The sequence below is a fragment of the Micromonospora sp. NPDC048907 genome (assembly GCF_055586885.1).
Genome location: NZ_JBVJHI010000010.1, coordinates 92,047 through 112,088, shown reverse-complemented (window position 1 = coordinate 112,088; position 20,042 = coordinate 92,047). Strand labels below are relative to the sequence as shown.

At 75.1% G+C, this 20,042-nt stretch carries 22 protein-coding genes and 1 tRNA gene; 10 read left to right on the top strand and 13 right to left on the bottom strand.

Annotation, left to right across the window (positions count from 1 at the left end):
- Positions 1-76: 76 nt before the first annotated feature.
- A tRNA-Arg gene (locus tag ACZ6PY_RS27925) sits at positions 77-152 on the top strand.
- Between the two features lie 3 nt (positions 153-155).
- Here ACZ6PY_RS27925 and ACZ6PY_RS27920 read toward each other — a convergent pair.
- From ACZ6PY_RS27920 to ACZ6PY_RS27905, 4 genes are all read right to left on the bottom strand, one after another.
- Positions 156-641, bottom strand: a complete 486-nt coding sequence (locus ACZ6PY_RS27920; protein ID WP_466077414.1) for a hypothetical protein — start codon at positions 639-641, stop codon at positions 156-158.
- A complete protein-coding gene (locus tag ACZ6PY_RS27915) occupies positions 605-1,156 on the bottom strand; it encodes a GrpB family protein (RefSeq protein WP_466077411.1) in 552 nt (183 codons plus the stop codon). Before ACZ6PY_RS27915 ends, ACZ6PY_RS27920 begins: the two co-directional genes overlap by 37 nt.
- 102 nt (positions 1,157-1,258) lie before the next feature.
- The gene (locus ACZ6PY_RS27910) at positions 1,259-1,867 is read right to left on the bottom strand and encodes a dihydrofolate reductase family protein (RefSeq protein WP_466077408.1); all 609 of its coding nucleotides are present in this window, start codon (positions 1,865-1,867) and stop codon (positions 1,259-1,261) included.
- Between the two features lie 112 nt (positions 1,868-1,979).
- Entirely contained in the window at positions 1,980-2,624 is a 645-nt protein-coding gene (locus ACZ6PY_RS27905) for a class I SAM-dependent methyltransferase (RefSeq protein WP_466077405.1), read from the bottom strand.
- A gap of 73 nt (positions 2,625-2,697) precedes the next feature.
- Here ACZ6PY_RS27905 and ACZ6PY_RS27900 point away from each other — a divergent pair, with 73 nt between their 5' ends.
- The gene (locus ACZ6PY_RS27900; protein ID WP_466077400.1) at positions 2,698-3,549 is read left to right on the top strand and encodes an alpha/beta fold hydrolase; all 852 of its coding nucleotides are present in this window, start codon (positions 2,698-2,700) and stop codon (positions 3,547-3,549) included.
- Between the two features lie 20 nt (positions 3,550-3,569).
- Here the strand turns inward: ACZ6PY_RS27900 and ACZ6PY_RS27895 are convergent, their stop codons facing one another.
- Positions 3,570-4,724, bottom strand: a complete 1,155-nt coding sequence (locus ACZ6PY_RS27895; protein WP_466077397.1) for a hypothetical protein — start codon at positions 4,722-4,724, stop codon at positions 3,570-3,572.
- 139 nt (positions 4,725-4,863) lie between these two features.
- On the opposite strand from ACZ6PY_RS27895, the gene ACZ6PY_RS27890 reads away from it, so the two are divergent.
- The 5 genes from ACZ6PY_RS27890 to ACZ6PY_RS27870 all read left to right on the top strand — a co-directional run bounded on the left by ACZ6PY_RS27890 (position 4,864) and on the right by ACZ6PY_RS27870 (position 9,841).
- Positions 4,864-5,664 (top strand): class I SAM-dependent methyltransferase, encoded by an 801-nt coding sequence (locus tag ACZ6PY_RS27890; RefSeq protein ID WP_466077394.1) that lies wholly within the window; start codon positions 4,864-4,866, stop codon positions 5,662-5,664.
- A gap of 306 nt (positions 5,665-5,970) precedes the next feature.
- Positions 5,971-7,146, top strand: coding sequence for a sensor histidine kinase (locus tag ACZ6PY_RS27885; protein WP_466077391.1), 1,176 nt, complete (start codon positions 5,971-5,973; stop codon positions 7,144-7,146).
- The gene (locus ACZ6PY_RS27880) at positions 7,136-8,338 is read left to right on the top strand and encodes a hypothetical protein (RefSeq protein WP_466077388.1); all 1,203 of its coding nucleotides are present in this window, start codon (positions 7,136-7,138) and stop codon (positions 8,336-8,338) included. The genes ACZ6PY_RS27885 and ACZ6PY_RS27880 overlap by 11 nt, the downstream gene beginning before the upstream one ends.
- The gene (locus ACZ6PY_RS27875) at positions 8,308-9,024 is read left to right on the top strand and encodes a response regulator transcription factor (RefSeq protein WP_466077385.1); all 717 of its coding nucleotides are present in this window, start codon (positions 8,308-8,310) and stop codon (positions 9,022-9,024) included. Before ACZ6PY_RS27880 ends, ACZ6PY_RS27875 begins: the two co-directional genes overlap by 31 nt.
- Before the next feature lie 73 nt (positions 9,025-9,097).
- Positions 9,098-9,841: a hypothetical protein gene (locus ACZ6PY_RS27870; RefSeq protein WP_466077382.1), complete on the top strand. Its 744-nt coding sequence runs from the start codon at positions 9,098-9,100 to the stop codon at positions 9,839-9,841.
- Between the two features lie 129 nt (positions 9,842-9,970).
- On the opposite strand, the gene ACZ6PY_RS27865 is transcribed toward ACZ6PY_RS27870, so the two are convergent.
- On the bottom strand, positions 9,971-10,720 hold the full coding sequence (locus tag ACZ6PY_RS27865) for a lysophospholipid acyltransferase family protein (RefSeq protein WP_466077379.1): 750 nt from the start codon (positions 10,718-10,720) through the stop codon (positions 9,971-9,973).
- A gap of 111 nt (positions 10,721-10,831) precedes the next feature.
- Between ACZ6PY_RS27865 and ACZ6PY_RS27860 the strand changes: the two genes are divergently transcribed.
- Both ACZ6PY_RS27860 and ACZ6PY_RS27855 read left to right on the top strand, forming a co-directional pair.
- Positions 10,832-11,479, top strand: coding sequence for an alpha/beta hydrolase (locus tag ACZ6PY_RS27860; protein ID WP_466077376.1), 648 nt, complete (start codon positions 10,832-10,834; stop codon positions 11,477-11,479).
- Positions 11,480-11,498: 19 nt separating this feature from the next.
- Positions 11,499-11,891, top strand: a complete 393-nt coding sequence (locus tag ACZ6PY_RS27855) for a VOC family protein (RefSeq protein ID WP_466077374.1) — start codon at positions 11,499-11,501, stop codon at positions 11,889-11,891.
- A gap of 51 nt (positions 11,892-11,942) precedes the next feature.
- Here ACZ6PY_RS27855 and ACZ6PY_RS27850 read toward each other — a convergent pair whose 3' ends face one another.
- From ACZ6PY_RS27850 to ACZ6PY_RS27825, 6 genes are all read right to left on the bottom strand, one after another.
- Positions 11,943-14,006, bottom strand: coding sequence for an amylo-alpha-1,6-glucosidase (locus ACZ6PY_RS27850; RefSeq protein WP_466077371.1), 2,064 nt, complete (start codon positions 14,004-14,006; stop codon positions 11,943-11,945).
- Entirely contained in the window at positions 14,006-14,374 is a 369-nt protein-coding gene (locus ACZ6PY_RS27845) for an SCP2 sterol-binding domain-containing protein (protein ID WP_466077366.1), read from the bottom strand. The genes ACZ6PY_RS27850 and ACZ6PY_RS27845 overlap by 1 nt, the downstream gene beginning before the upstream one ends.
- A gap of 164 nt (positions 14,375-14,538) precedes the next feature.
- Positions 14,539-14,955, bottom strand: coding sequence for a CBS domain-containing protein (locus tag ACZ6PY_RS27840; RefSeq protein ID WP_466077361.1), 417 nt, complete (start codon positions 14,953-14,955; stop codon positions 14,539-14,541).
- A gap of 146 nt (positions 14,956-15,101) precedes the next feature.
- A complete protein-coding gene (locus ACZ6PY_RS27835) occupies positions 15,102-16,127 on the bottom strand; it encodes an aspartate-semialdehyde dehydrogenase (RefSeq protein WP_466077358.1) in 1,026 nt (341 codons plus the stop codon).
- A gap of 280 nt (positions 16,128-16,407) precedes the next feature.
- Positions 16,408-17,754: a M16 family metallopeptidase gene (locus tag ACZ6PY_RS27830; protein ID WP_262284658.1), complete on the bottom strand. Its 1,347-nt coding sequence runs from the start codon at positions 17,752-17,754 to the stop codon at positions 16,408-16,410.
- The gene (locus ACZ6PY_RS27825; protein WP_466077354.1) at positions 17,751-19,043 is read right to left on the bottom strand and encodes a M16 family metallopeptidase; all 1,293 of its coding nucleotides are present in this window, start codon (positions 19,041-19,043) and stop codon (positions 17,751-17,753) included. The genes ACZ6PY_RS27830 and ACZ6PY_RS27825 overlap by 4 nt, the downstream gene beginning before the upstream one ends.
- Positions 19,044-19,124: 81 nt before the next feature.
- Between ACZ6PY_RS27825 and ACZ6PY_RS27820 the strand changes: the two genes are divergently transcribed.
- On the top strand, positions 19,125-19,847 hold the full coding sequence (locus ACZ6PY_RS27820; RefSeq protein ID WP_466077350.1) for a phosphodiesterase: 723 nt from the start codon (positions 19,125-19,127) through the stop codon (positions 19,845-19,847).
- On the opposite strand, the gene ACZ6PY_RS27815 is transcribed toward ACZ6PY_RS27820, so the two are convergent.
- The gene (locus ACZ6PY_RS27815) at positions 19,814-20,029 is read right to left on the bottom strand and encodes a hypothetical protein (protein WP_466077347.1); all 216 of its coding nucleotides are present in this window, start codon (positions 20,027-20,029) and stop codon (positions 19,814-19,816) included. The genes ACZ6PY_RS27820 and ACZ6PY_RS27815 overlap by 34 nt on opposite strands.
- Positions 20,030-20,042 lie beyond the last annotated feature (13 nt).

The following is a 20,042-nucleotide window of genomic DNA, read 5'->3' as shown; positions in this document are numbered from 1 at the left end:
CGACGTGGCCGCTACCACCCGTTCCCCCGGCGAGCCGAGGGTCGGCGGTACCCTCTTGGCGCGACACCGTCGACGCGCGCCCGTAGCTCAGCGGATAGAGCAGGGGACTTCTAATCCCAAGGCCGCAGGTTCGAATCCTGCCGGGCGCACCACCTTCAGGTCGATGGCCGGTAGCTCGTCCAGGGTGGGGTGTATCGGCTCACGTAGTCGCGGGCGCGTGGGAGCGGGTCCCGCCAGTACTGGTCGGGCATGCGGGAGTGGTGGGTCGCGCAGAACTGCGCGAGGCCTTCGGTGATCGTGATGCGCTCCAGCGGGCGGCCCTCGAAGGCCGTGTTCACCGCCATCAGTCGCGGCTCGGGATTCCAGCCCGAGTGGTCGAACGCCCAGCCGTCCCAGAGCGCGTAGACGTGGAAGACCTGCCAGTCTCCCGCCATGCGCACCCCGGCTATCTCGATGAGCCGGTCGGGATGGGACTCCCGGCAGACCCAGGCCAGGATGTGACACGCTCCGGCGGCGAAGAAGGCCTGGTCCGTCCGTTCCCAGGAGATCCGCTGATCGGATCGCTCGATCGCCGTCCGGCGAAAGGCCCCCGCTGCTTCGGCCGTCACGACGGCGACTGCCGCCGCGCTGAATCGCTCCACGTGCGGGCCTCAGCCGACAACTGCGCCATCGTCTCCTCTTTCGCGGCGCCGTACCGGGCCCGGCTGTGCGGATGCAGGTCGGCCGCGCGCCTCTTCGCCGCCTCGTACCGGCGCGCGGCGGCCGGGTTGGCCTCGAGGTGGGCGCGGAAGATCCGGTTCTCTCCCGGCACCGGCGACCGGACGCCGAAGACATGCAGGTGGTGGCTCCGTTTCCCGGCGGTGTCCTTCGGGAAGAACAGGTGATCGCGGTCCTCGGGGAAGACCCACGGGCGGTAGACGTACCCGAGCTGTTCGAGCGGCCGGAGGTCGGCGAGGACAGCGCCCACCTCCGGCACCACCACCATGATGTCGATGACGGCCTTGGCCGCCAGGCCGGGGACACTCGTGGATCCGATGTGCTCGACGCTCAGCGCCTCGGGCAGCGCCTTCGACAACAGCCGCCGTTCCGCCTCGAACAGCTCCGGCCAGGCCGGGTCGTAGGGCACCACCTCGACCACGCGCGCGTCGTCCTCCACGTCGTCACCGTAGCGGCGCGTCCGCCGGCGCGACTGCGCGTGGGGCGGGCGCATGCTCTGGGCGTCGCGTTTCCGGTCACCGCCCACGATCGCGCCGCGCGGTCAGACGTTGCCGAAGGTCGGCGCGCCGGTGCTGTCGTAGGTCAGCATGGTCACCCCGGTGCCGGAGGTGCGGGTGCCGGTCAGGCGCAGGCCCGCCGGGGGCACGCCGTCGGCGAAGAGTCGCTGCCCGCGCCCCAGCACCACCGGGAAGACCAGCAGCTGGTACGTGTCGATGAGCCCCTCCCGCATCAGCGACCGGGCGAGCGCGCCGCTGCCGTGCACCTGGAGTTCGCCGCCGGGGCGGTTCTTGAGCTCGGTGACCGCGGCGGCCAGGTCGCCGCCGAGGCGGTGGGATCCCGACCAGGTCAGCTCGTCGTTCCGGGTGGTGGCGACGTACTTCGGCAGCCGGTTGAGCGGGTTGTCCGGTCCGCCCTGCGCCGGGTCGGTGACGTGCGGCCAGTAGGCGGCCATGATGTCGTAGGTGCGGCGGCCGAGCAGCAGCGCCTCGGCCCGCTCGAAGGTCTCCCCCATCCACGCGCCGACCGTCTCGTCGAAGTGCGGCGGCAGCCAGCCGCCCAGGTCGAACCCGCCGGTGCGGTCCTCCTCCTGCCCGCCGGGCGCCTGCATGACGCCGTCCAGGGTCAGGAACGTGGTGATGGTGAGTCGCATGGTGGTGCCTCCTTCTCCGGGACCGGCCCCGCGCCGGCTTCCACCCTGCCGACGGCCGGCGAGCAACCGATTCGACAGCCCAGCCGGACAGGGTTTGTGACCTGGAACACAGTCAGGGCTTGCGGGCGAACAGGTACGCCGCCGGGCGTCGCTGCCCCTCGCCCGGCGCCTGCCACATCGTCGCGGTCACCGGTAGACCCGCCGCCGCGAGCAGCGCGGCGATCCCCTCCGGCCGGGCGAAGTGCACATCGAGCGACACCGGGTGGCCGTAGGCCCGGTCGCGCCGGACGTGCTCGTCGTCACCACCGTGGAAGCCGAGCAGCGCGTGGCCGCCGGGGGCGAGCACCCGGTGGACCTCGGCCATCACCCGGGGCAGCAGCTCGCGCGGCGTATGCACGATGGACCACCAGCTGAGCACCCCGCCGAGCCGCCCGTCGGGCAGGTCCAGCGCGGTCATCGAGCCGACCTCGAAGCGCAGATCCGGGTACGCCCGCCGGGCCAGTTCGGCCATCCGCGGCGACAGGTCGACGCCGAAGGCGTCGACGCCCAGGGTCGCCAGGTGGGCGGTGACGTGGCCCGGGCCGCAGCCGAGGTCCGCCACCGGCCCGCCGGCGGCGCGGGCCAGTTCGGCGAAGGCACCGAGCAGCGCCCGGTCCAGCGGCAGCTCGGGCAGTGTGGCGCTGACCAGCGCGGCGTAGTCGGCGGCGACGGTGTCGTACGCGGCCCGGGTCTCGGTCAGGTGGGCGGACTCGGTCACACCCCGACCGTATCGGCGGCCGCGCGGTTCCGGCCGGTCGGCGGCGGGCACGGAGCCGACGTAGCCTCCGCCTATGGTGACCGAGACGGATCTCCGCCTGGTTGACGGCCGCACCCTGCATGTCTACGACACCGGCGGGCGGGACCGGCTCCCCGTGTTCTGGCACCACGGCACGCCGAACGTCGGTGCGCCGCCCGCGCCGCTGTTCGAGGCGGCCGATCGGCTCGGCCTCCGCTGGGTCTCCCACGACCGCCCCGGCTACGGCGGGTCGACCCCGCTGCCGGGGCGCGACGTCGCCTCCGCGGCCGCCGACGTCGCCGCGGTGGCCGACGCGCTGGGCCTCGACCGGTTCGCGGTGATGGGCCACTCGGGCGGGGGTCCGCACGCCCTGGCCTGCGGGGCGCTCCGGCCGGACCGGGTGGTCGCGGTGGTGGTCGGTGCCGGCCTGGCTCCCTACGGCGCGGCCGGGCTGGACTGGTTCGCCGGCATGGTGCCCGCCGGGGTGGCGTCGCTGCGGGCGGCCGCCGCGGGACGGGCGGCCAAGGAGGCGCACGAGGCGTCGGGTGTCGCGTACGACCCGGAGTTCACCCCGGCCGACCTGGCGGCGCTGCACGGCGAGTGGTCCTGGTTCGACAGTGTGGTGGGGCCGGCCGTGCGGGCCGGCCCGGGCGGGCTGATCGACGACGACCTCGCGTACGTGCATCCGTGGGGCTTCGACCCGGCCGACGTGGCGCCGCCGGTGCTGCTGCTGCACGGCGAACGGGACGGGGTCGCGCCGGTGGCCCACGCCGAGTGGGTGGCCGGGCGTTGTCCCACCGCCGAGCTGCGCCGCTACCCGGAGGACGGGCACATCTCGGTGCTGCGCCACGCCGGGCCGGCGCTGGAGTGGCTGCGCCGGCGCGCCGACGAGGCGCCCGCCGGGTAGCGGGTGAGGCGGCGGGACGGTCAGGGCGTACGCGGGCCGACGCCGTCGCCGGCCGAGGGGTCGACGAGCAGTCCCACCTGCCGGCCGATGAACCGGTACGCCACCTGCTTGGCCGCCCAGAGCAGGTAGCCGCGCTCGGCGTCGGCGATGCTCCGCCCGTCGGCGTGCCCGACGCTGCTGAGCAGCACCCAGCTTCCGGTCGTCGAGCTGACCGTGATGGCCTCGCCGGCGGGGATCCCGAGCTGGGCGGCGCTGCGGGGAAGCCGGCCGCGCCGGTCCCGGGCGGCCCGCTCGGCGGGGTAGAGCACCGCCGCCAGGTGGACGACGGCGTCGCTGTCGTCGGTGGTGTAGGTGACCCGGACCGTCCGCACACAGCCGTCGAGCACGTCGCCGGCGAGCACGCCGGCGCAGCCGCGCAGGTCCCTCCCGCCGGTCCGGCGCAGGGTATCCCCCGCCGCCTCGAACGTGCGCTCCGGCATCGCCTCGGCCACGGTCACCGGCGGCGCCTCGGCGCGGACCAGCGCCACCGCGAGGGTGCCGAGCAGGGCCACGGCGACGAGGGCGGGCCCGACGGGTCCGCGAGCCGGCCGCCGCCCGCCGTCGGCCCGGACGGTCCGGACGAGGACGGCGACCACGGCCAGGCCGGCGCCGACCCCGCCCCAGCGGACCCCGGTGGCCATGGCTCCGGCCGCCGGCCCGTCGAGGAGCAGGTCCAGGGCTGATCGCCGGCCGGGCACGTGCACCCAGGCGACCTGCAGGAACGCCAGACCGAGCAGCACGGCGCCCGCCCGGGCCGGCGCGCTGAGCCGCGCCCACAGCACGACGGCCACCACCACCCACAGCACCGGGAGGGTGATCAGCAGCCAGCCGACGGCGGCCATGCCGGTGCCGGTACAGCCGGTCCAGGCGCAGGCGCTCTCGTCGATCCGGGCCCGCAGGGCGTCGCCGAACACGACGCGCAGCGCCACGAAGGCGATGATGCCGGCAGGCACGAGCAGCGCGAGAGGACCGAACCGGGCGGTGCCGGCGGGCGGCGGGACGGGCTCGGCGTCGCGGACCGGCTGGGGGTCCGCCCCGGTGGTGGCGTCCGGGTGCTCCGGTCCGGCCGTCATCTCCTCGCGTGCCCGTGCGACCAGATCCTCCGACCGGCGGCGACCGCCTGTGCTGCTCGACATGGCAGCGAGGTTAGGACAGCCGCGCACGCCGGGCCGGAACCGGTGTCCCCCGCCGATCCGCCACCCACCGTCCCGCCGCGTCAGCGGCTCGCACCGTAAATCGGGTGACGGGCCGGGACGGAGCATCCACCATCGACGGATGCCGCAGCATCGACCCGCCGAGCCGGACATCCGGCGCTACTACACCGAGGTGTTCGCCGAGGCGGACCGGCTGGACCGGTCGCCGGAGGGACGGCTGGAGGCGCGCCGGACCCGGGACCTGCTCGTCCGGCTGCTGCCCGCCCCGCCGGCCGATGTGCTGGACATCGGCGGCGGGCCCGGCGCGTACGCGGGCTGGCTCGCCACGGCCGGGCACCGGGTGCACCTGGTCGACCTGGTGCCGGCGCACGTGGAGGCGGCCCGGGCGGCCCACCCGGGGATCACCGCGACCGTGGGCGACGCCCGGGAACTGCCGCTGCCCGACGGCTCGGCCGACGCGACCCTGCTGCTCGGCCCGCTCTACCACCTGACCGACCGGGCCGACCGGGTGGCCGCACTGCGCGAGGCGGCCCGGCTGACCCGACCCGGCGGTCCGGTGCTCGCGGCGGTGATCAGCCGTAACGCGGCGCTCATCGATCTGACCGCGAAGGGATTGCTGGACGAGCAGAACCGCCAGTTGCTGCGGGAGACGTACGCCACCGGGGTGAACGACCCGCGGACCGGGTTCACCACGGCCTACTTCCACCGCCCGGAGCAGGTGGTGGACGAGTTCGTCGCGGCCGGCCTGCCGGCGCCCGCCCTGTACGGGGTGGAGGGTCCGCTCTGGCCGGTGCTGAACGCGCTCGGCACCGGCCCGGCCGAGCGGCTCTTCGCCGACGCGGTGGCCTGCGCCGAGGTGTTCGAACGCGACCCGGCGGTGCTCGGTGCGAGCGCGCACCTGCTCGCCGTGGCCCGCGCGTGAGCGGCCGCGGCCGGGACGCGGAGGTGATCTGGCGCGTCGACGCCACCAGCTCCCAGATCCGGGCGTTCGGCGATGCCGCGGTGGAGGCTTCGGCCCGGCAGGAGCGGGCAGCGGGCCCGGGCTGACGGCGGGACCGGTCGGCGCGGCGGCTGGTCGGGCCCGACACCCGCCCTCCGGAACCCCGCGGGATCGGAAAGCGACGCGCCGCGTACCGAGGGTGACCAGCTCCCGCCAGGCGTGTTATTCTCCGGCGTCGATCTACCGTGCGGACCCGACCGGGTCGCTGCCGGAAGGACACCTCCCCCGATGCCGGTCGTAGCCGCCACGACCCTGCCGCCGTCCCCGCTGGACCGGCCGGCGGGCGGCGCGTTCACCCTGATCTTCACGACCCTGCCGGCGCTGCTCCGGCTCACCTGCGGGCTCGTCGCCGCGGTGGTCGCGCTGACCGTGCGCACCCCGCCGGTCCGGGTGTCCCTGCTCGTCCCGACGATCGCCGCGCTCACCGCCTGGTCCGTCTGGTACGCCGTCCGCTCGCTGCGCTACGGGTTCACCGGCGCCCTGGTGGCCGGCGACGTGGCGCTGACCACCGCGGCCGGGCTGGCGATTCCCTGGCTGGTCGCGCCGGAGGTGCTGCCCGGCGAGGGGAGCTGGATGGCGGTGCTGGCCAGCACGACCGTGATCAACGCGCAGGCCACCGCCCCGGCCCGCTGGTCGGTTCCGGCCGGGCTGCTGGTCACCGCCGGCTACGCGACCGGCGCCTCGCTCGCCGGCAACCCGGTCGAGGCGCGTGCGCACGCCGGGACGCTGCTGGTCCAGACCGGCTGCACGGCGGTGATGACCGCGGTGATGCGCCGCCGAATCGGGCGCGCCGACGCCGCCTTCGCGGACTACCAGCGGCTGTCGCGGGAGGCCCTGGTGGGGCGGGCCGCCCGGGAGGCCGAGCGGCGGCAGAACCGGGACCTGCACGACACCGTGCTCGCCACGTTGACCATGGTCGGGCTCGGCGCGGTGACCGGCCCGTCGGCCGCGTTGCGCGAGCGGTGCGCGGCGGATCTGCGTACCCTCACCGCCCTGGCCGACGCGCGCGCCACGCCGGCCGGCGCGGTGGCCCTCGACGAGCGCCTGCGGGAGGTCCTGGCCCGGCTGCCCGAGCTGGCCGTGGACGCGACGCTCCCGGCGTGCCGGGTGCCCGCGACGATCGCCGCGGCGCTCGCCGACAGCGCCGCCGCCGCGCTGGCGAACGTGGTCCGGCACGCGCCGGGCGCCGCCACCACGCTGCGCCTGAGCGGGGACGCGGAGGCCGTCGTGGTCGAGGTGGCCGACGACGGCCCGGGCTTCGACCCGGCCGCCGTCCCGGCCCACCGGTACGGGCTGCGCGAGTCGATCCACGGCCGGATGGCCTCGGTGGGCGGCCGCGCGGTCGTCACCTCCGCCCCTGGCGCCGGCACCCGGATCCGGCTGGAGTGGTCCGGTGTCCACTGAGTCCGGAGCGGTCGGGACCGGCACGGCGGTCCCGGCGCTCGTGCGGCAGCGGGCGCCGGAGCGCGCCGGGCCGGGGGCGGCCGCGACCGCGGCGCACGCGGTGGGCGACGCCTCGGACCGGGGCGCCCGGATCGCGGCGGTGCTCATCGCGCTGGCCTGGCACCTGACGATCGGGCTGCCGGCGCTGCTCGACTCGTGGTCCCGGCTGGCCGCCCCGCCGGTGGTCGCCGCGGGCTGGCTGGTGACCGCGGCGATCGGCATCGCGTCCGGCGTACGCCTGCTGCGCGGCGGGCTGCCGCCGGCCCGGCTGCTGGCGGTGGCGCTGCTGGTCGTCGACGGGGTGGTCTTCGCGGCGGCCGGTGAGCGGCAGTTGTTCAGCACGGGCAACTGGGTGTGGAGTGGGCTCGCGTGGTTCTTCCTGCTGGTGCTCTGGCGGCGCCCGGTGGGCTGGCTGCTCGCGCTGCTCGGCGCGCACGCGGCGATCGCCCTGGTCGCGGTGGTCCTGCACGGCGCGACCGCCCCGGCCGACCTCAGCCGCTACGCGATGTACGTCTACGGCACCTCGTCGCTGCCGGTGGCGGTCTTCGTCGGGGCGGCGGGGATCGCCGCGCTGGCCCGGGACCGTGCCTCCACCGCCGCGTCGGCCCTGGCCGTGGTGGCGGAGCGGGACGCGGCAGAACGGGCCCAGCGGGAGCGGCAGGCGCGCCTGGCTCTGGCCGGCGGCACCGCCGAGGAGGTGCTGGTCGCCCTCGCGGCCGGCGACGCCGACCCGGCCGACCCGGCGGTACGCCGCCGCGCCGTGCTGGCGGCGGGCCGGTTGCGCCGGTTGATCGCCGAGTCGGACGACGTGCCGGATCCCCTGCTGCACGAGCTGCGCGCCGCCGCGGACCTGGCGGAACGGAACGGCCTGCCGATCGAGCTGGTCGCCGTCGGGGCGCCGCCGGAGCTGCCCGTCGAGGTCCGCCGGCGGCTGGCCGACCCGGCGACGGCGGCGCTCGCCGGCGCCCGGGGTTGGGCCCGGCTGACCGTGGTGGCCGGGCCGGACGAGGTGGTGGTCAGTCTCGTCACCCCCGACCACGACGGGCCGGACGCGACCGGCCCGCCCGGCGGGGGCGGAGACGGGCCGGTGGAACACCTGCACGAGCGGGACGGGGAGATCAGATGGACGCAGACGCGATGGCGGAGGACGTGACCGGCGGGCCGCCGGTGGGCGTGGCGATCGTGGACGACCATCCGGTCGTGATCGACGGGGTACGGGCCTGGCTGGCCGGCGAGCCGCGGCTGCGCGTGCTGGCCACCGGGGACGACCCGGACGTGGTGCTGCGGGCGGCTCCGGAGGCCACGGTGGTCCTGCTGGACCTGCGGCTGCACGGGCGGATGGTGCTCGACAAGCTCGCCGAGCTGAGCGCCGCGGGCCGCCGGGTGGTGGTCTACTCCGAGCACACCGACCCGGAGACGATGCTGGCCGCGCTGGACGCCGGCGCGGTGGCGTTCCTGGCCAAGCACGAGGGCCGGGAGCACTGCGTGGCGACCGTGCTGGCCGCGGCCAGCGACCGCCCGTACGTGCCGCCGGCGCTGGCCGGGGCGATCGTGGGCGATCCGCGCCCGGACCGGCCGGCCCTGTCGGACAAGGAGCGGGAGGCGCTGCTGCTGTGGTTCCAGTCGATGTCGAAGGCGTCGGTGGCGCGCCGGATGCGGATCAGCGAGCACACCGTGAAGCAGTACGTGGACCGGGCGCGGATCAAGTACACCCGGGCGGGGCGCCCAGCGGCCACCAAGGCGGCCCTGCTCGCCCGGGCGATCGAGGACGGCCTCGTCCGGCCGGAAGATATCGGCATCTACCGGTCACAGGCGTCGGCCGACCGGCCGACCCCCTAACGGGTGTCATGACAGCCACCCCCGGGTGGGCCAGGCTCGACGTATCGCCAACCGCCACCGGGAGGTCCTGACCGTGCAGGAGGACGCCGCGCCCTTCTTCATCGGGCCCCACCGCTTCGACGCGGATGACGACCCCACCCGTCCCCTGCTCGACCGGCGCCACGCGCTGCTCCCCGAGCCGGGCGAACAACTGCTGGGGCAGCACCGGCTGCGGGTGGCCGGTCACCTGCTCGGCCCCAGCGACGACCTCCGGTCCTGGGCGCTGCCCGACCCGGCGGCGGTCACCGTGACCGACCGGCGGCTCGCGTACGTCTGCACCGGCTCCGAGCTGTCCCTGGTCTCCGGGCGGGACGGCCGGCAGGACGCCCGGCACCGGCGCCCGGTCCGGCTGTCCCGCCTGGTCAGCGGCCAGATCCGGTGGCAGTGGCCGTCCCGGCTGGAGCTGGCCGAGAGCCCCGACGGCACCGGCGAGCTGCGGGTGGTCTGCGACGCGTTGCGCACCATCCGGCAGCCGGCGCTGGCGCTCGCCGGCCCGCTCGACCTGGTCGCCGCGCTGGCCCGGCAGGTACGCCGCTCGGTGGCCGCGTTCCGGCTGGCCCGGCCGGAGCTGGTCGACCTCTCCCCGCCGGAGCGGGACACCCTGGCGGTCCGGATGAGCCCGACGCCCGGCCCGACCCGGGGTGCGGTGACCCTGCCGGGTTCGCTGCCGGTCGAGTTCCTGTCCCGGGACGACTACTACCGCCCGGCCATGGCGGACCCGCCGGCCTGGCCCCGCCAGGACGTCCCGGCGCGGGACCGCCCCGGTTCGGCCTGCTGACCGGCGCTCAGCCGGCCAGCCGGGGCGCGGCCGGGTCGGTGCGGCCGGCGGACACCGTCAGGCCCGGACGCGGACCGGCCCGGCGACGTGCCGGCCGGTCCGGCGACGTGCCGGCCGCCCCGGCGCGGGTCAGGAGGCGGCGGTCCGGCGACCCGGACGGTCCAGCTCAGCGGCCCGCTCCGGGGTGGGCGCGGTGCCGCCCAGGTGGGCCGGCTGCCACCAGGCGTCGTCCGGGCCGGCGGGCTGGTCCGGATATTCCCGCTGGGCCCGGTCGACCAGCGCGGTGAGGCGGGTGCGCAGCTCGGCGGTCAGGGCGTTGCCGTCCGTGTGATCGGCCGGGTCGATCGGCTCGCCCACCAGGATGGTGATCGGGGTGTGCCGGCGGGTGAGGGTGCGCGGCCGGCCCTTGGTCCACAGCCGCTGGGTGCCCCAGAGCGCGACGGGCAGCAGTGGCACGGCGGCCTCCTGGGCCATCCGGGCCGCCCCGTTCTTGAGGTCCTTGACGGTGAAGGAGCGGCTGATCGTCGCCTCCGGGAAGAGGCCGACCACCTCGCCGCGGCGCAGTGCGCTCACCGCCGAGGCGTACGAGCCGGCGCCGGCGGCCCGGTTCACCGGGATGTGCTTCATGCCCCGCATGAGGGGGCCGGAGACCTTGTGCCGGAAGACCGAGTCCTTGGCCATGAACCGGACCAGCCGGCCGGACTCGTGCGCGCCGTACCCGCAGAAGATGAAGTCGAGGTAGCTCACATGGTTCGAGGCCAGCACCGCGCCGCCGGTACGCGGCACGTGGTGGCCGCCCTCGACACGCAGGCGCAGGTCGAGAGCGCGGAACATCGTCTTGGCGGCGAGGATCACGGGCGGGTACACGAGTTCCGACATCCACCAACTTTACCCCGGGTAGGTTACGCGACCGTAGGGGCGAGAGTCGCCTCGCTCTGCCACCGGCAGAGCGGCTCGCCGCGGCGGGGGCACAGGGGCCAGGATGGCCGGATGACCGATCGCGGCGTACTGCTCTGGATCCACGGCGGCGGGTGGCGGGGCCGCTCCGACGAGGACGGGACCGCGCTGGCCCCGCTCGGGCTCCGGGTGGTGCCGGCGACCTACCGCTTCGCGGCCGAGGCCCACTGGCCGGCCCAGCTCGACGACGTACGCGCCGCCGCGCGGGCGGCCCGCGCGGCGGCCGGCGGGCTGCCGCTGCTGGTCGGCGGCGACTCGGCCGGCGCGATGCTGGCCCTGCACCTGGGCCTGCGCGGGGTGGACCGGCCGGGCGACGTCCGGGGGGTCCTGGCCTACTGGGCGCCGGTCGACCCGCTCGACCCGGAGTGGCGGCGGCGTCGCCGGCACGACGACCCGTGGGCGGGCCTGCTCGGTCACCCGCCGGCCGAGGGCGACCCGGCGACCGCCGACGCCACCGTGGCCAGCCATCTGGGTTCCGGCGTGCCGGTGCTGCTGGTGCAGGGCCGCGACGACGCCGCGGTGCCGGCCGTCCAGTCGGTCGGGCTGGCCGGCCGGCTGCTCGCCGCCGGCCACCCCGCGCACCTCTGGCTCACCCACGGCGGCCACGAGCTGGACCTGGCCCGCCCCGACATCCGGGCGGTCACCGCCGCGTTCCTGGACAGCGTCCTGCCGCCGGCCTGAGCCGACTACGGTGCAGGGCATGCCCGATCTCACCGCGATCGTCATCCACTGCCGCGACCCCTACCTGCTCGCCCCGTTCTGGAGCACGGTGACCGGGTTGCCGGTGGTCGAGGAGGATCGGGCGAAGCTCGCCGGCCGGTCGCTGGAGCCGGACGAGTCGGTGCTGCTGCGCGACCCCGCCGGCCGGCGGCCGGACGTCTGGATCAGCCCGGTCGACGACCTGCCCGGCGCCGGCCGCATCCACCTGGACCTGGTCGGCGACGCGGAGGAGCGGGCCGCGGTGCTGGAGGCGGGCGCGACAGTCGTCCGCGAGCTGCCCCGGTGGACGGTGCTGGCCGACCCGGAGGGCAACGAGTTCTGCCTGCTCCCCCGGAGTGAGGCGCACGGCGACACGCTGCTGCCCGGCCACTGAGCCGAGACGGCTCCCGCCGGCCGAACGGCCGGCGGGAGCCGATCCCGCGCGTCAGGAGGCGGTCTGGTGTTCCAGTTCCAGCCGGCCCCGGGCGAAGGCGTCCACCCGGCCCCACCGGCCCGGGATGTCCAGCACCTCGATCCGCCCCATGCCGACCGGCAGCCGCGGGTCCACCGCGAGGTGCCCCTCGTGCGGTTCCAGCCCCAGCATGGTCCGGATCAGCAGCAGCGGAGCGCCGGTCGACCAGGCCTGCGGGCTGCACGCCGTCGGATACTCCACCGGGAACTTGGTCAGCTCCCGCTGGTAGCCGCCGAACGCCTCCGGCAGCCGCCCGTCGAAGTAGCGCGCCGCGTCCAGGATGCCGCTCGCGATGGTGGCGGCCTCCTCGGCGAAGCCGTACCGGCGCAGGCCCCAGGCGATGAACGAGTTGTCGAACGGCCAGATCGTGCCGTTGTGGTAGCCGATCGGGTTGTAGCGCACCTCGCCCTCGGCCAGCGTGCGCACCCCCCAGCCGGAGAACAGCCGCGGGCCGACCAGGTGCTCGGCGATCTGCGCCGCCCGGTCCTCCTGCACGATGCCGCTCCACAGGAGATGGCCGATGTTGGAGCTGAGCACGTCGCACTGGCGGCCGTTCGGGTCCAGCCCCAGGGCGTAGAAGCCGCCGTCGGCCACCCACCAGTCCCGGTTGAACCGCTCCTTCAGCTCCGCGGCCTCGCGCTCCAACTGGTCGGCGTACCCCGGGTCGCCCCAGAACTCCCGGGCCAGCCGGGCGGCCCGCATCTTCGCGTCGTACGCGTACCCCTGCACCTCACAGGTGGCGCGGGGGAACGGCGGCAGCGTGCCGTCGGAGTACGAGAGGGAGTCCCACGAGTCCTTCCAGCACTGGTTCTCCAGGCCGGTGTCGTTGTTGCGCCGCTCGTACCAGATGTAGCCGTTGCCGACCAGGTCGGCGTACTCGTCGATCCACTTCAGCGCGGCCCGGCACTCCCGTTCCAGCTCCATGACCAGCGGGACGTCGCCGCTCCACTTCTCGTACTCGTCGAGCAGCACGATGAACAGCGGCGTGGCGTCCACCGAGCCGTAGTACGGCGAGTGCGGCTGTTCCTCGAAGGCGGCGGTCTCGCCGTAGCGCATCTCGTGCAGGATCCGGCCCGGGTCCTCGTCGCGGAAGTCGTCGAACCGGGTGCCCTGAAGGGCCGCCAGGATGCGCAGCGTGGTCTTCGACATCTCCGGTGCGAACGGCAGCACCTGGAGGCAGGTGAGGATGCTGTCCCGGCCGAACATGGTCATGAACCAGGGCAGGCCGGCGGCCGGGAGGGTCTGCCCGCCGAGCGAGAGCGGCGAGAACCGCAGCGCGGCCAGATCGATGAGGCTGCGCCGGTACGTCGAGGACACGCGGCCGTGCTCGCTGTTCACCTTCGGCGCCTTGGCGATCCACTGTTCGAGGTCGTGCTGGAGGGCCAGCCGCTCGGTGCCGTGCGCCCGCAGCCCCATCCGCAGGTCCCGGCCGCCCGGCCCGACGGCGTAGGTCTGCACGTCGATGGCGGTGTCCCACTGCTCGTTCGGTTCGAGGTGGATGGTCCAGGCGAAGCCGTTGCGGTCGTAGCGGGCCGGCCGGGAGGCGGAGATGACGGTCTCGCGCCGGAAGTTGCCACGCCGGTAGCCGAGCCGGAGCTTGTCGGCCTCCGCCTCGGCGTACGTCTCGCCCTTCTTGTTCAGGATCTCGTCCTTGACCTGGAACAGGTCGGCGAAGTCGGCGCCGGCGTCCATCCGGAGCTCCAGGTCCACGGCCTTCTCGTCGTGGTTGAGGATGGTCAGCGACTCCCGGAAGCTGCCGCCCACCGCCCGCTCCCGGATGATCGACAGCTTGGCGTCGATGTAGTGGGTGGCCATCCCCGGCACCAGGAAGAAGCGGGCCTCGTAGTACTGGAGGTCGTCGTAGGAGAGCGCGTTGAGCCGCTCGCCGTTGACGGTCAGCACCCACTTCGACAGGAATCTCATGTCGAGGGAGAAGAGGCCCGTCGGCTCGCTCGGCGTGGCCTCGATGTCTCCGGTGTCCTCGGAGACCACGAACGTGTTGCCGTCCAGGATCCGGATGGTGTTGCTCGCGGCCATCAGGCAGTCCTCCTCTGGAACGCGTGGTGCGGCCCCCGTGACTCCGCCGGGCCGGGGAAGATCCGTTCGACCTGCAACACGAGGCGCAGGTCGCCGGAGACCGTCATGTCCCCCCGCAGCAGCGCGGCGATCGTGTTCTCCTCGCCGGTGACCAGCTCCTCGAAGAGCCGCGGCTCGGTGCCGACCACGGTGTCGGCCTCCTGGTCCTCCTGGCGGACCCGGACCTTGCCGTGGTCGATCTCCAGCAGCCAGTGCGTGGTCCGCGGCCCCTCGTGCAGGTCGAACCGGAGGGTCCCGGAGGACTTGACCAGCAGCGGTTCGAACTCTCGCCGGTCCAGGTCCTCGAAGAATCTCGTGGTCACATCCATCGGGCGACTCCTCCCGCGATCGGCGGCCCTCCGACGTCCGAGAACGGGTCCCCGCCGGGTACGGGGCCAACCTCGCCCGGTTCGGGTGAGTCGCCTGCCGGGAGCCCGGACGCGTGAACGCCCGGCCCCCGAACCGGGGGCCGGGCGTCACCGTTGCCGACGGGTCAGTTGTTCGGGTCGTCGGCGCTGACGTCCGCGAGCACCGACTGGGGTTCCCGCTCGACGGCCAGGTCACCCATCGACACCAGGCCGATCAGGCGGCCGTCCTCGGTCACCGGCAGCCGGCGGACCCCGTAGGTGCGCATCAGGTCGGCGGCGGCCACCGCGTCGTCGTACTGGCTGACCGTCACCACGTCCTTGCTGGTGATCTGGTCGAGCTTCGTCGTGTCGGGATCCAGGCTCTCGGCCACGCCCCGGACCGTGATGTCCCGGTCCGTGACGATGCCAACCACATTGTCGCCATCGGTCACCACCACGTCGCCGATGGCGCTGTCACGCATCTCCTGCGCCGCGGCGGTGAGGGTGTCGCTGCCGTCCATCGTCACCAACCGGGTCGTCATGAATTCTCCGACCGTTGTCATGGTGCTCCCCTCTCGGTGTCGGCACCGCGGTCTACCCGGTGGCGCGGGCGAGGTAACCGGGAGCGGGCGCCGGTCAGCCGCGCGGCGGCATCCCGTGGAGCCTTCAGCTCGGTCAGGCCTGCCGGGCCTGCCCGTCCGCCACCGGTTCAGCGCCCTTCCGCGGCGACGAGTTCGGCGATCTGCACGGCGTTGAGGGCCGCGCCCTTGCGCAGGTTGTCGTTCGAGCAGAACAGGGCGAGGCCGTGCTCGACGGTCTCGTCGGCCCGGATCCGCCCGACGTAGGTCGGGTCCTGGCCGGCCGCCTCCAGCGGGGTCGGCACCTCGGACAACGCCACGCCCGGCGCGCCGGCGAGCAGCTCACGGGCCCGGGCCGGGGTGATGGGGCGGGCGAAGCGCGCGTTGATCTGGAGCGAGTGGCCGGTGAAGACCGGCACCCGGACGCAGGTGCCGCTGACCTTGAGCCCGGGGATCTCCAGGATCTTCCGGCTCTCGTTGCGCAGCTTCTGCTCCTCGTCGGTCTCGAAGGAGCCGTCGTCGACGATCGAGCCGGCCAGCGGGAGCACGTTGAAGGCGATCGGGCGGGCGAACGAACGCGGCGCGGGGAACTCCACGGCCGACCCGTCGAAGGTGAGCCCGACGGCGTGCTCGGCGACCTTGCGGACCTGCTCGTCCAGCTCGGCCACGCCGGCCAGCCCGGCCCCGGACACCGCCTGGTAGGTGGCGACCACCAGGCTGACCAGCTCGGCCTCCCGGTGCAGCGGGCGCAGCACCGGCATGGCGGCCATGGTGGTGCAGTTCGGGTTGGCCACGATGCCCCTGGGCCGGTCGGCGACGGCGTGCGGGTTGACCTCGGCGACCACCAGCGGCACCTCGGGGTCCATCCGGTACGCCGAGGAGTTGTCGATGACGACCGCGCCGGCCTCGGCGACCCGAGGGGCCAGCTCCTTCGCGGTGCCCTTGCCCGCCGAGAAGAGCACGATGTCCAGGCCGCGGTAGTCCGCGGTGGCCGCGTCCTCGACGGTGACCTCGCCGTCGCGCCAGGGCAGCGTGCGCCCGGCCGACCGGGCCGAGGCGAACAGCCGCAGCTCCTCCGCCGGGAAGTCGCGCTCCGCCAGCACCTGCCGCATCACGCCACCGACCTGGCCGGTGGCCCCCACAATGCCGATCCTCATGCCCGCGAGGCTACCCAGCCGGACGGGGGCGGCGGGAAACCTTTCCCGGCGCGCGGGCCGCCGGCCGCCGGCCGGGTCCTTCGGCGATCAGGGCGTCGACCTGCAACGGCACCGGCCGGGGTGGGCCGCGGGTGGAGAATCCACCGCCGGCCGGGGTCCGGGCCGCAGCATCCGCGTCCACCGGCCGGACGCGCGGCGGCCCCGTGACGCGACGCGGATCACATCCCGGGGCCCGGGACGTGGCGGTGTCCGGCCGGCACCGCCACGCGCCGGGGGCGGGTCAGGACCGGTGGTCGACCACGTCGCCGAGGCCGGCGGCCACCAGCTCGTCCCGGATCACCGCCGAGTCGCCCTCGACGACCAGGGTGAGCGACTCCGGGTGCAGGTGGGCGGCGGCCGCCGCGGAGACCTCCTCGACGGTCGCGGCGAGCAGCGCCTCGCGCAGCCGGGCGTGGTAGTCGTCCGGCAGGTCGTGCACGACAAGCGTGGTCAGCGCCGAGGCGATGGCCCGGGGGCTCTGCAGCTCGACGGAGAGCTGACCGGCCCGCCAGGAGCGGGCCACCGCCAGCTCGTCCTCGGTCACTCCGGTCAACCGGGTACGCGACACCTCGCCGACCGCCTCGACCAGGGCCGGCGCGGTCACCGCGGTCTGCACCCCGGAGCTGATGGCGAACCGGCCGAACCGGCGGGACGAGGCGAAGTCGCCCCGGATCCCGTACGTGTAGCCGCGCACCTCGCGGATCAGGTGGTTGAGCCGGGAGGTGAAGGCCCCGCCGAGCACCGTGCCGGCCAGCGTCATCGGCACGTGGTCCGGGTGGGCGCGGTGCGGCGACGGGTGCCCGAGGCGGAGCGTGGACTGCACCGAGCCGGGACGGTCGACCAGGATGATCCGCCGCCGGTCGGACAGCGTCACCTCGATCGGGCCGCCCTTGTCGGGCGCCGCGCCACCGGCACCGGTGAACACCGTCGCGGCGAGCGCGTCGAGGTCGATCCGGTCCAGGTCACCGGCGACGATCAGCGTGCCGGGGCGGATGAACCACTCGGAGTGGAAGACGGTCACGTCGTCCACGTCCAGGCCGGCCACGCTCTCCGGGTCGCCGTACATGGGGCGGCCCCAGCGGTTGTCCGCGCCGAACAGCTCGGCGCGCAGCACGGCGTCGGCCCGCGGGCCCGGGTTGGCCCAGTCCATCCGCAGGGCGGTCACCTCGTCGTCGCGGACCCGCCGCACGTCGGCCGGGTCGAGCTTCGGCGTCCGCACCGCCTCGGCGAGCAGTTCCACGGCCGCGCCCAGCCGGTCCACCGGCACCTGCACGCTGACCTGGAACGAGTCCCAGTCCAGGCCGGTCACCAGCTCGGTGCCGAGCGCCTCGATGGCCAGGGCGTACGCGGTGGCGTCCCGCTGCGCGGTGCCCTCCTCCAGCGCCTTGGCCAGCACCCCGCCGAGCCCCTCCTTGCCGACCGGCTCCCGGCCGGCGCCGCCGTCGAGCAGCAGCAGCGCGACGGCCAGGTTCTGTCCGGGCAGGTGCGCGGCGACGACCTGCCCGCCGGCGGCGGACCGGCGGACCACCTGCGGGAACCGGTACGGGCGGGCGGCGCCCGGCCCGGGACGGGCGGCGATCAACGTCATGAGGTCTCCTCGGGCAGGTAGGTGAGGGTTGCCCGGTCGGCCGCGCCGAGCAGCTCGGTGGCCTGCTCGGCGATCTCCTCGGCGGTGACGGCGAGCCAGGCGGGCAGCCGCTCGCCGGCCTTGGCCGGGTCACCGAACTGGGTGGCGTACCGGCCGAGGGTGTCCGCCCGGCCGTCCACGGTGGACATCTGCCGCCACCACATCGTGCTCAGCAGCGCCTTCGCCCGGTCCAGCTCGGCGGCGGTCACCGGCACGGTGGCCAGCTCGTCGACCACCTCGGCCAGCCCCTCGCGCAGCCGGTCGCCGGACACCCCGGGACGGGCCGTGGCGGTGGCGATCAGCGGCGCCGGCGCGTGCGCCAGGTCGACCCCGTACGCGCCGACCAGGTCGGGCTGGGCGATCCGCTCGCCGTCGGCGAGCCGCTGGTAGAGCCGGCTGCCCCGGCCGCTGCCCAGCACGGTGGCGAGCACGGTGGTCACGTCGTATCCGGGGGTGCCGAACGGGTGGGTGCGGTGCGCGACGTACACCCGGGGAGCGGGCACGTCGGCGGTGACCGTCTCCACCGCGGGCCGGCCGGTGGGCGGGACGGCCCGCCCGTCCGGGGCGGCCGGGATGTCCGGCCGCGGCGGCAGGGCGCCGAAGTACTTGTCGGCCAACGCGAACACCTCGGCGGCGGTGGTGTCGCCGACCACGGTGAGCACTGCGTTGTTCGGCGCGTAGTAGGTGCGGTGGAAGGCCTGAAAGGTGGCCAGGTCGGCGGCGTTCAGGTCGGCCATCGAGCCGATCGTGGCGTGGTGGTAGGGATGCCCGGGCGGATAGAGCAGCGGCAGCAGCCGCAGCCACGCGTCACCGTACGGCACGTTCTCGTAGCGCTGGCGGCGCTCGTTCTTCACCACGTCCCGCTGGTTGTCCAGCGTCTCCTGGGTCAGCGCCGGGACGAGCCCGCCCATCCGGTCGGCCTCCAGCCAGAGCGCCAGCTCCAGGTGCTCGGCCGGGACCGTCTCGAAGTAGTTCGTCCGGTCCGGGTTGGTGGTGGCGTTGAGCGAGCCGCCGGAGCCCTGGATGAGCCGCATGTGCTCGGTCTTCGCCACGTTGACCGAGCCCTCGAACATCAGGTGCTCGAAGAGGTGGGCGAAGCCGGTCTGGCCCGCCGGTTCGTGGCGGGAACCCACGTCGTACCAGATGTTCACGGCGACGGCGGGGGCGGTGCGGTCCTCGCTCACCACCACGCGCAGACCGTTGTCCAGTCGGGTCGTCTCGATCGGCCAGGGGTAACCGCTGTCGGGCATGGCACGACGCTATCCGATCTCGTGGGCGGAAAGGTGACGTGCCGGGAGCATCGTCGCCGCGCGCCGGGGTACTCGCCCGGCATGTCCTCCCCCGCATCGTCCGCGGTCGAACGCGCCGCCGCCGCGCTGGCGCGGCTCCGGCGCGGCCGGCTGCTGCACCCCGCCGGCCGCACCTTCTCCGCCGAGGTCCTGATCTGGGGTACGCCGGGCCCGCCCACCGGCGTGCCGCTGCTCGACCTGCCGGCCCGGTGGCCGGCCACGGTCCGCCTGTCGAAGGGCGTGCCCACGCCGGGGAGCTGGCCGGACGTGCTGGGGGTCGGCATCCGGCTGCACCGCGACCCGGAGCGGCCGGTGGACCTGCTGGCCAGTTCCAGCGCCGCCCCGCCGGTGCTGCGCCACCTGCCGCTGCCCCGGCGCGGCTTCACCGGGACGTACAGCTCGATCATGTCCTTCCGGGCCGGCCGCCGCCGGCTGTACCTGGCGGTGCTGGCCGACCCGGACTCGCCGGACCTGGGCCGCGGCCTGGCCGGCCTGCCGGCGGTGGCCGGCGACGACGGGCCGCGGCTGGTGCTGGCGGTGGCCTCGGCGGTCGGGCCGTGGCGGCCGTTCGGCGAGGTACGCCTGGACGGCCGGCGCGGCGCCCGGGAGGACGCCGCGCTGGCCTTCGACCCGATCGGGAACGTGCCGCCGGGGGTGCGGATGGGCGGCCCGCTGGCCTGGTTGCGGGCCACCACCTACCGGGGGTCGCGGCGGGCCCGCGGCGCCTCCGCTCAGTCGGGAGGCTCGACGGGGGTGACGGTCTGATCGGAGGTCCGGTGCTCCAGCACCGTGTCCGGCGCGGCGTTCCGGTCCTCCTCCCGGATGTCCGATTCGGCGAGGATCGCGTCGGCCTGCGCCTCGGGATCCTCGCTGCCCACCGCCGCCTCCTCGGGCAGCAGGTGGGCGCGGGACTCGATCCGGTCCTGGTCGCTCTGGTCGTGGCTCATGCCGTCCTCATAC

Coding starts and splice junctions, on each gene's coding strand:
- ACZ6PY_RS27855 (WP_466077374.1), top strand. CDS start 11,499: ATGCCCGATCTCACCGCGATCGTCATCCACTGCCGCGACCCCTACCTG.
- ACZ6PY_RS27890 (WP_466077394.1), top strand. CDS start 4,864: ATGCCGCAGCATCGACCCGCCGAGCCGGACATCCGGCGCTACTACACC.
- ACZ6PY_RS27820 (WP_466077350.1), top strand. CDS start 19,125: ATGTCCTCCCCCGCATCGTCCGCGGTCGAACGCGCCGCCGCCGCGCTG.
- ACZ6PY_RS27885 (WP_466077391.1), top strand. CDS start 5,971: ATGCCGGTCGTAGCCGCCACGACCCTGCCGCCGTCCCCGCTGGACCGG.
- ACZ6PY_RS27835 (WP_466077358.1), bottom strand. CDS start 16,127: ATGAGGATCGGCATTGTGGGGGCCACCGGCCAGGTCGGTGGCGTGATG.
- ACZ6PY_RS27860 (WP_466077376.1), top strand. CDS start 10,832: ATGACCGATCGCGGCGTACTGCTCTGGATCCACGGCGGCGGGTGGCGG.
- ACZ6PY_RS27875 (WP_466077385.1), top strand. CDS start 8,308: ATGGACGCAGACGCGATGGCGGAGGACGTGACCGGCGGGCCGCCGGTG.
- ACZ6PY_RS27830 (WP_262284658.1), bottom strand. CDS start 17,754: ATGACGTTGATCGCCGCCCGTCCCGGGCCGGGCGCCGCCCGCCCGTAC.
- ACZ6PY_RS27910 (WP_466077408.1), bottom strand. CDS start 1,867: ATGCGACTCACCATCACCACGTTCCTGACCCTGGACGGCGTCATGCAG.
- ACZ6PY_RS27840 (WP_466077361.1), bottom strand. CDS start 14,955: ATGACAACGGTCGGAGAATTCATGACGACCCGGTTGGTGACGATGGAC.
- ACZ6PY_RS27900 (WP_466077400.1), top strand. CDS start 2,698: ATGGTGACCGAGACGGATCTCCGCCTGGTTGACGGCCGCACCCTGCAT.
- ACZ6PY_RS27850 (WP_466077371.1), bottom strand. CDS start 14,006: ATGGCCGCGAGCAACACCATCCGGATCCTGGACGGCAACACGTTCGTG.
- ACZ6PY_RS27865 (WP_466077379.1), bottom strand. CDS start 10,720: ATGTCGGAACTCGTGTACCCGCCCGTGATCCTCGCCGCCAAGACGATG.
- ACZ6PY_RS27845 (WP_466077366.1), bottom strand. CDS start 14,374: ATGGATGTGACCACGAGATTCTTCGAGGACCTGGACCGGCGAGAGTTC.
- ACZ6PY_RS27815 (WP_466077347.1), bottom strand. CDS start 20,029: ATGAGCCACGACCAGAGCGACCAGGACCGGATCGAGTCCCGCGCCCAC.
- ACZ6PY_RS27895 (WP_466077397.1), bottom strand. CDS start 4,724: ATGTCGAGCAGCACAGGCGGTCGCCGCCGGTCGGAGGATCTGGTCGCA.
- ACZ6PY_RS27825 (WP_466077354.1), bottom strand. CDS start 19,043: ATGCCCGACAGCGGTTACCCCTGGCCGATCGAGACGACCCGACTGGAC.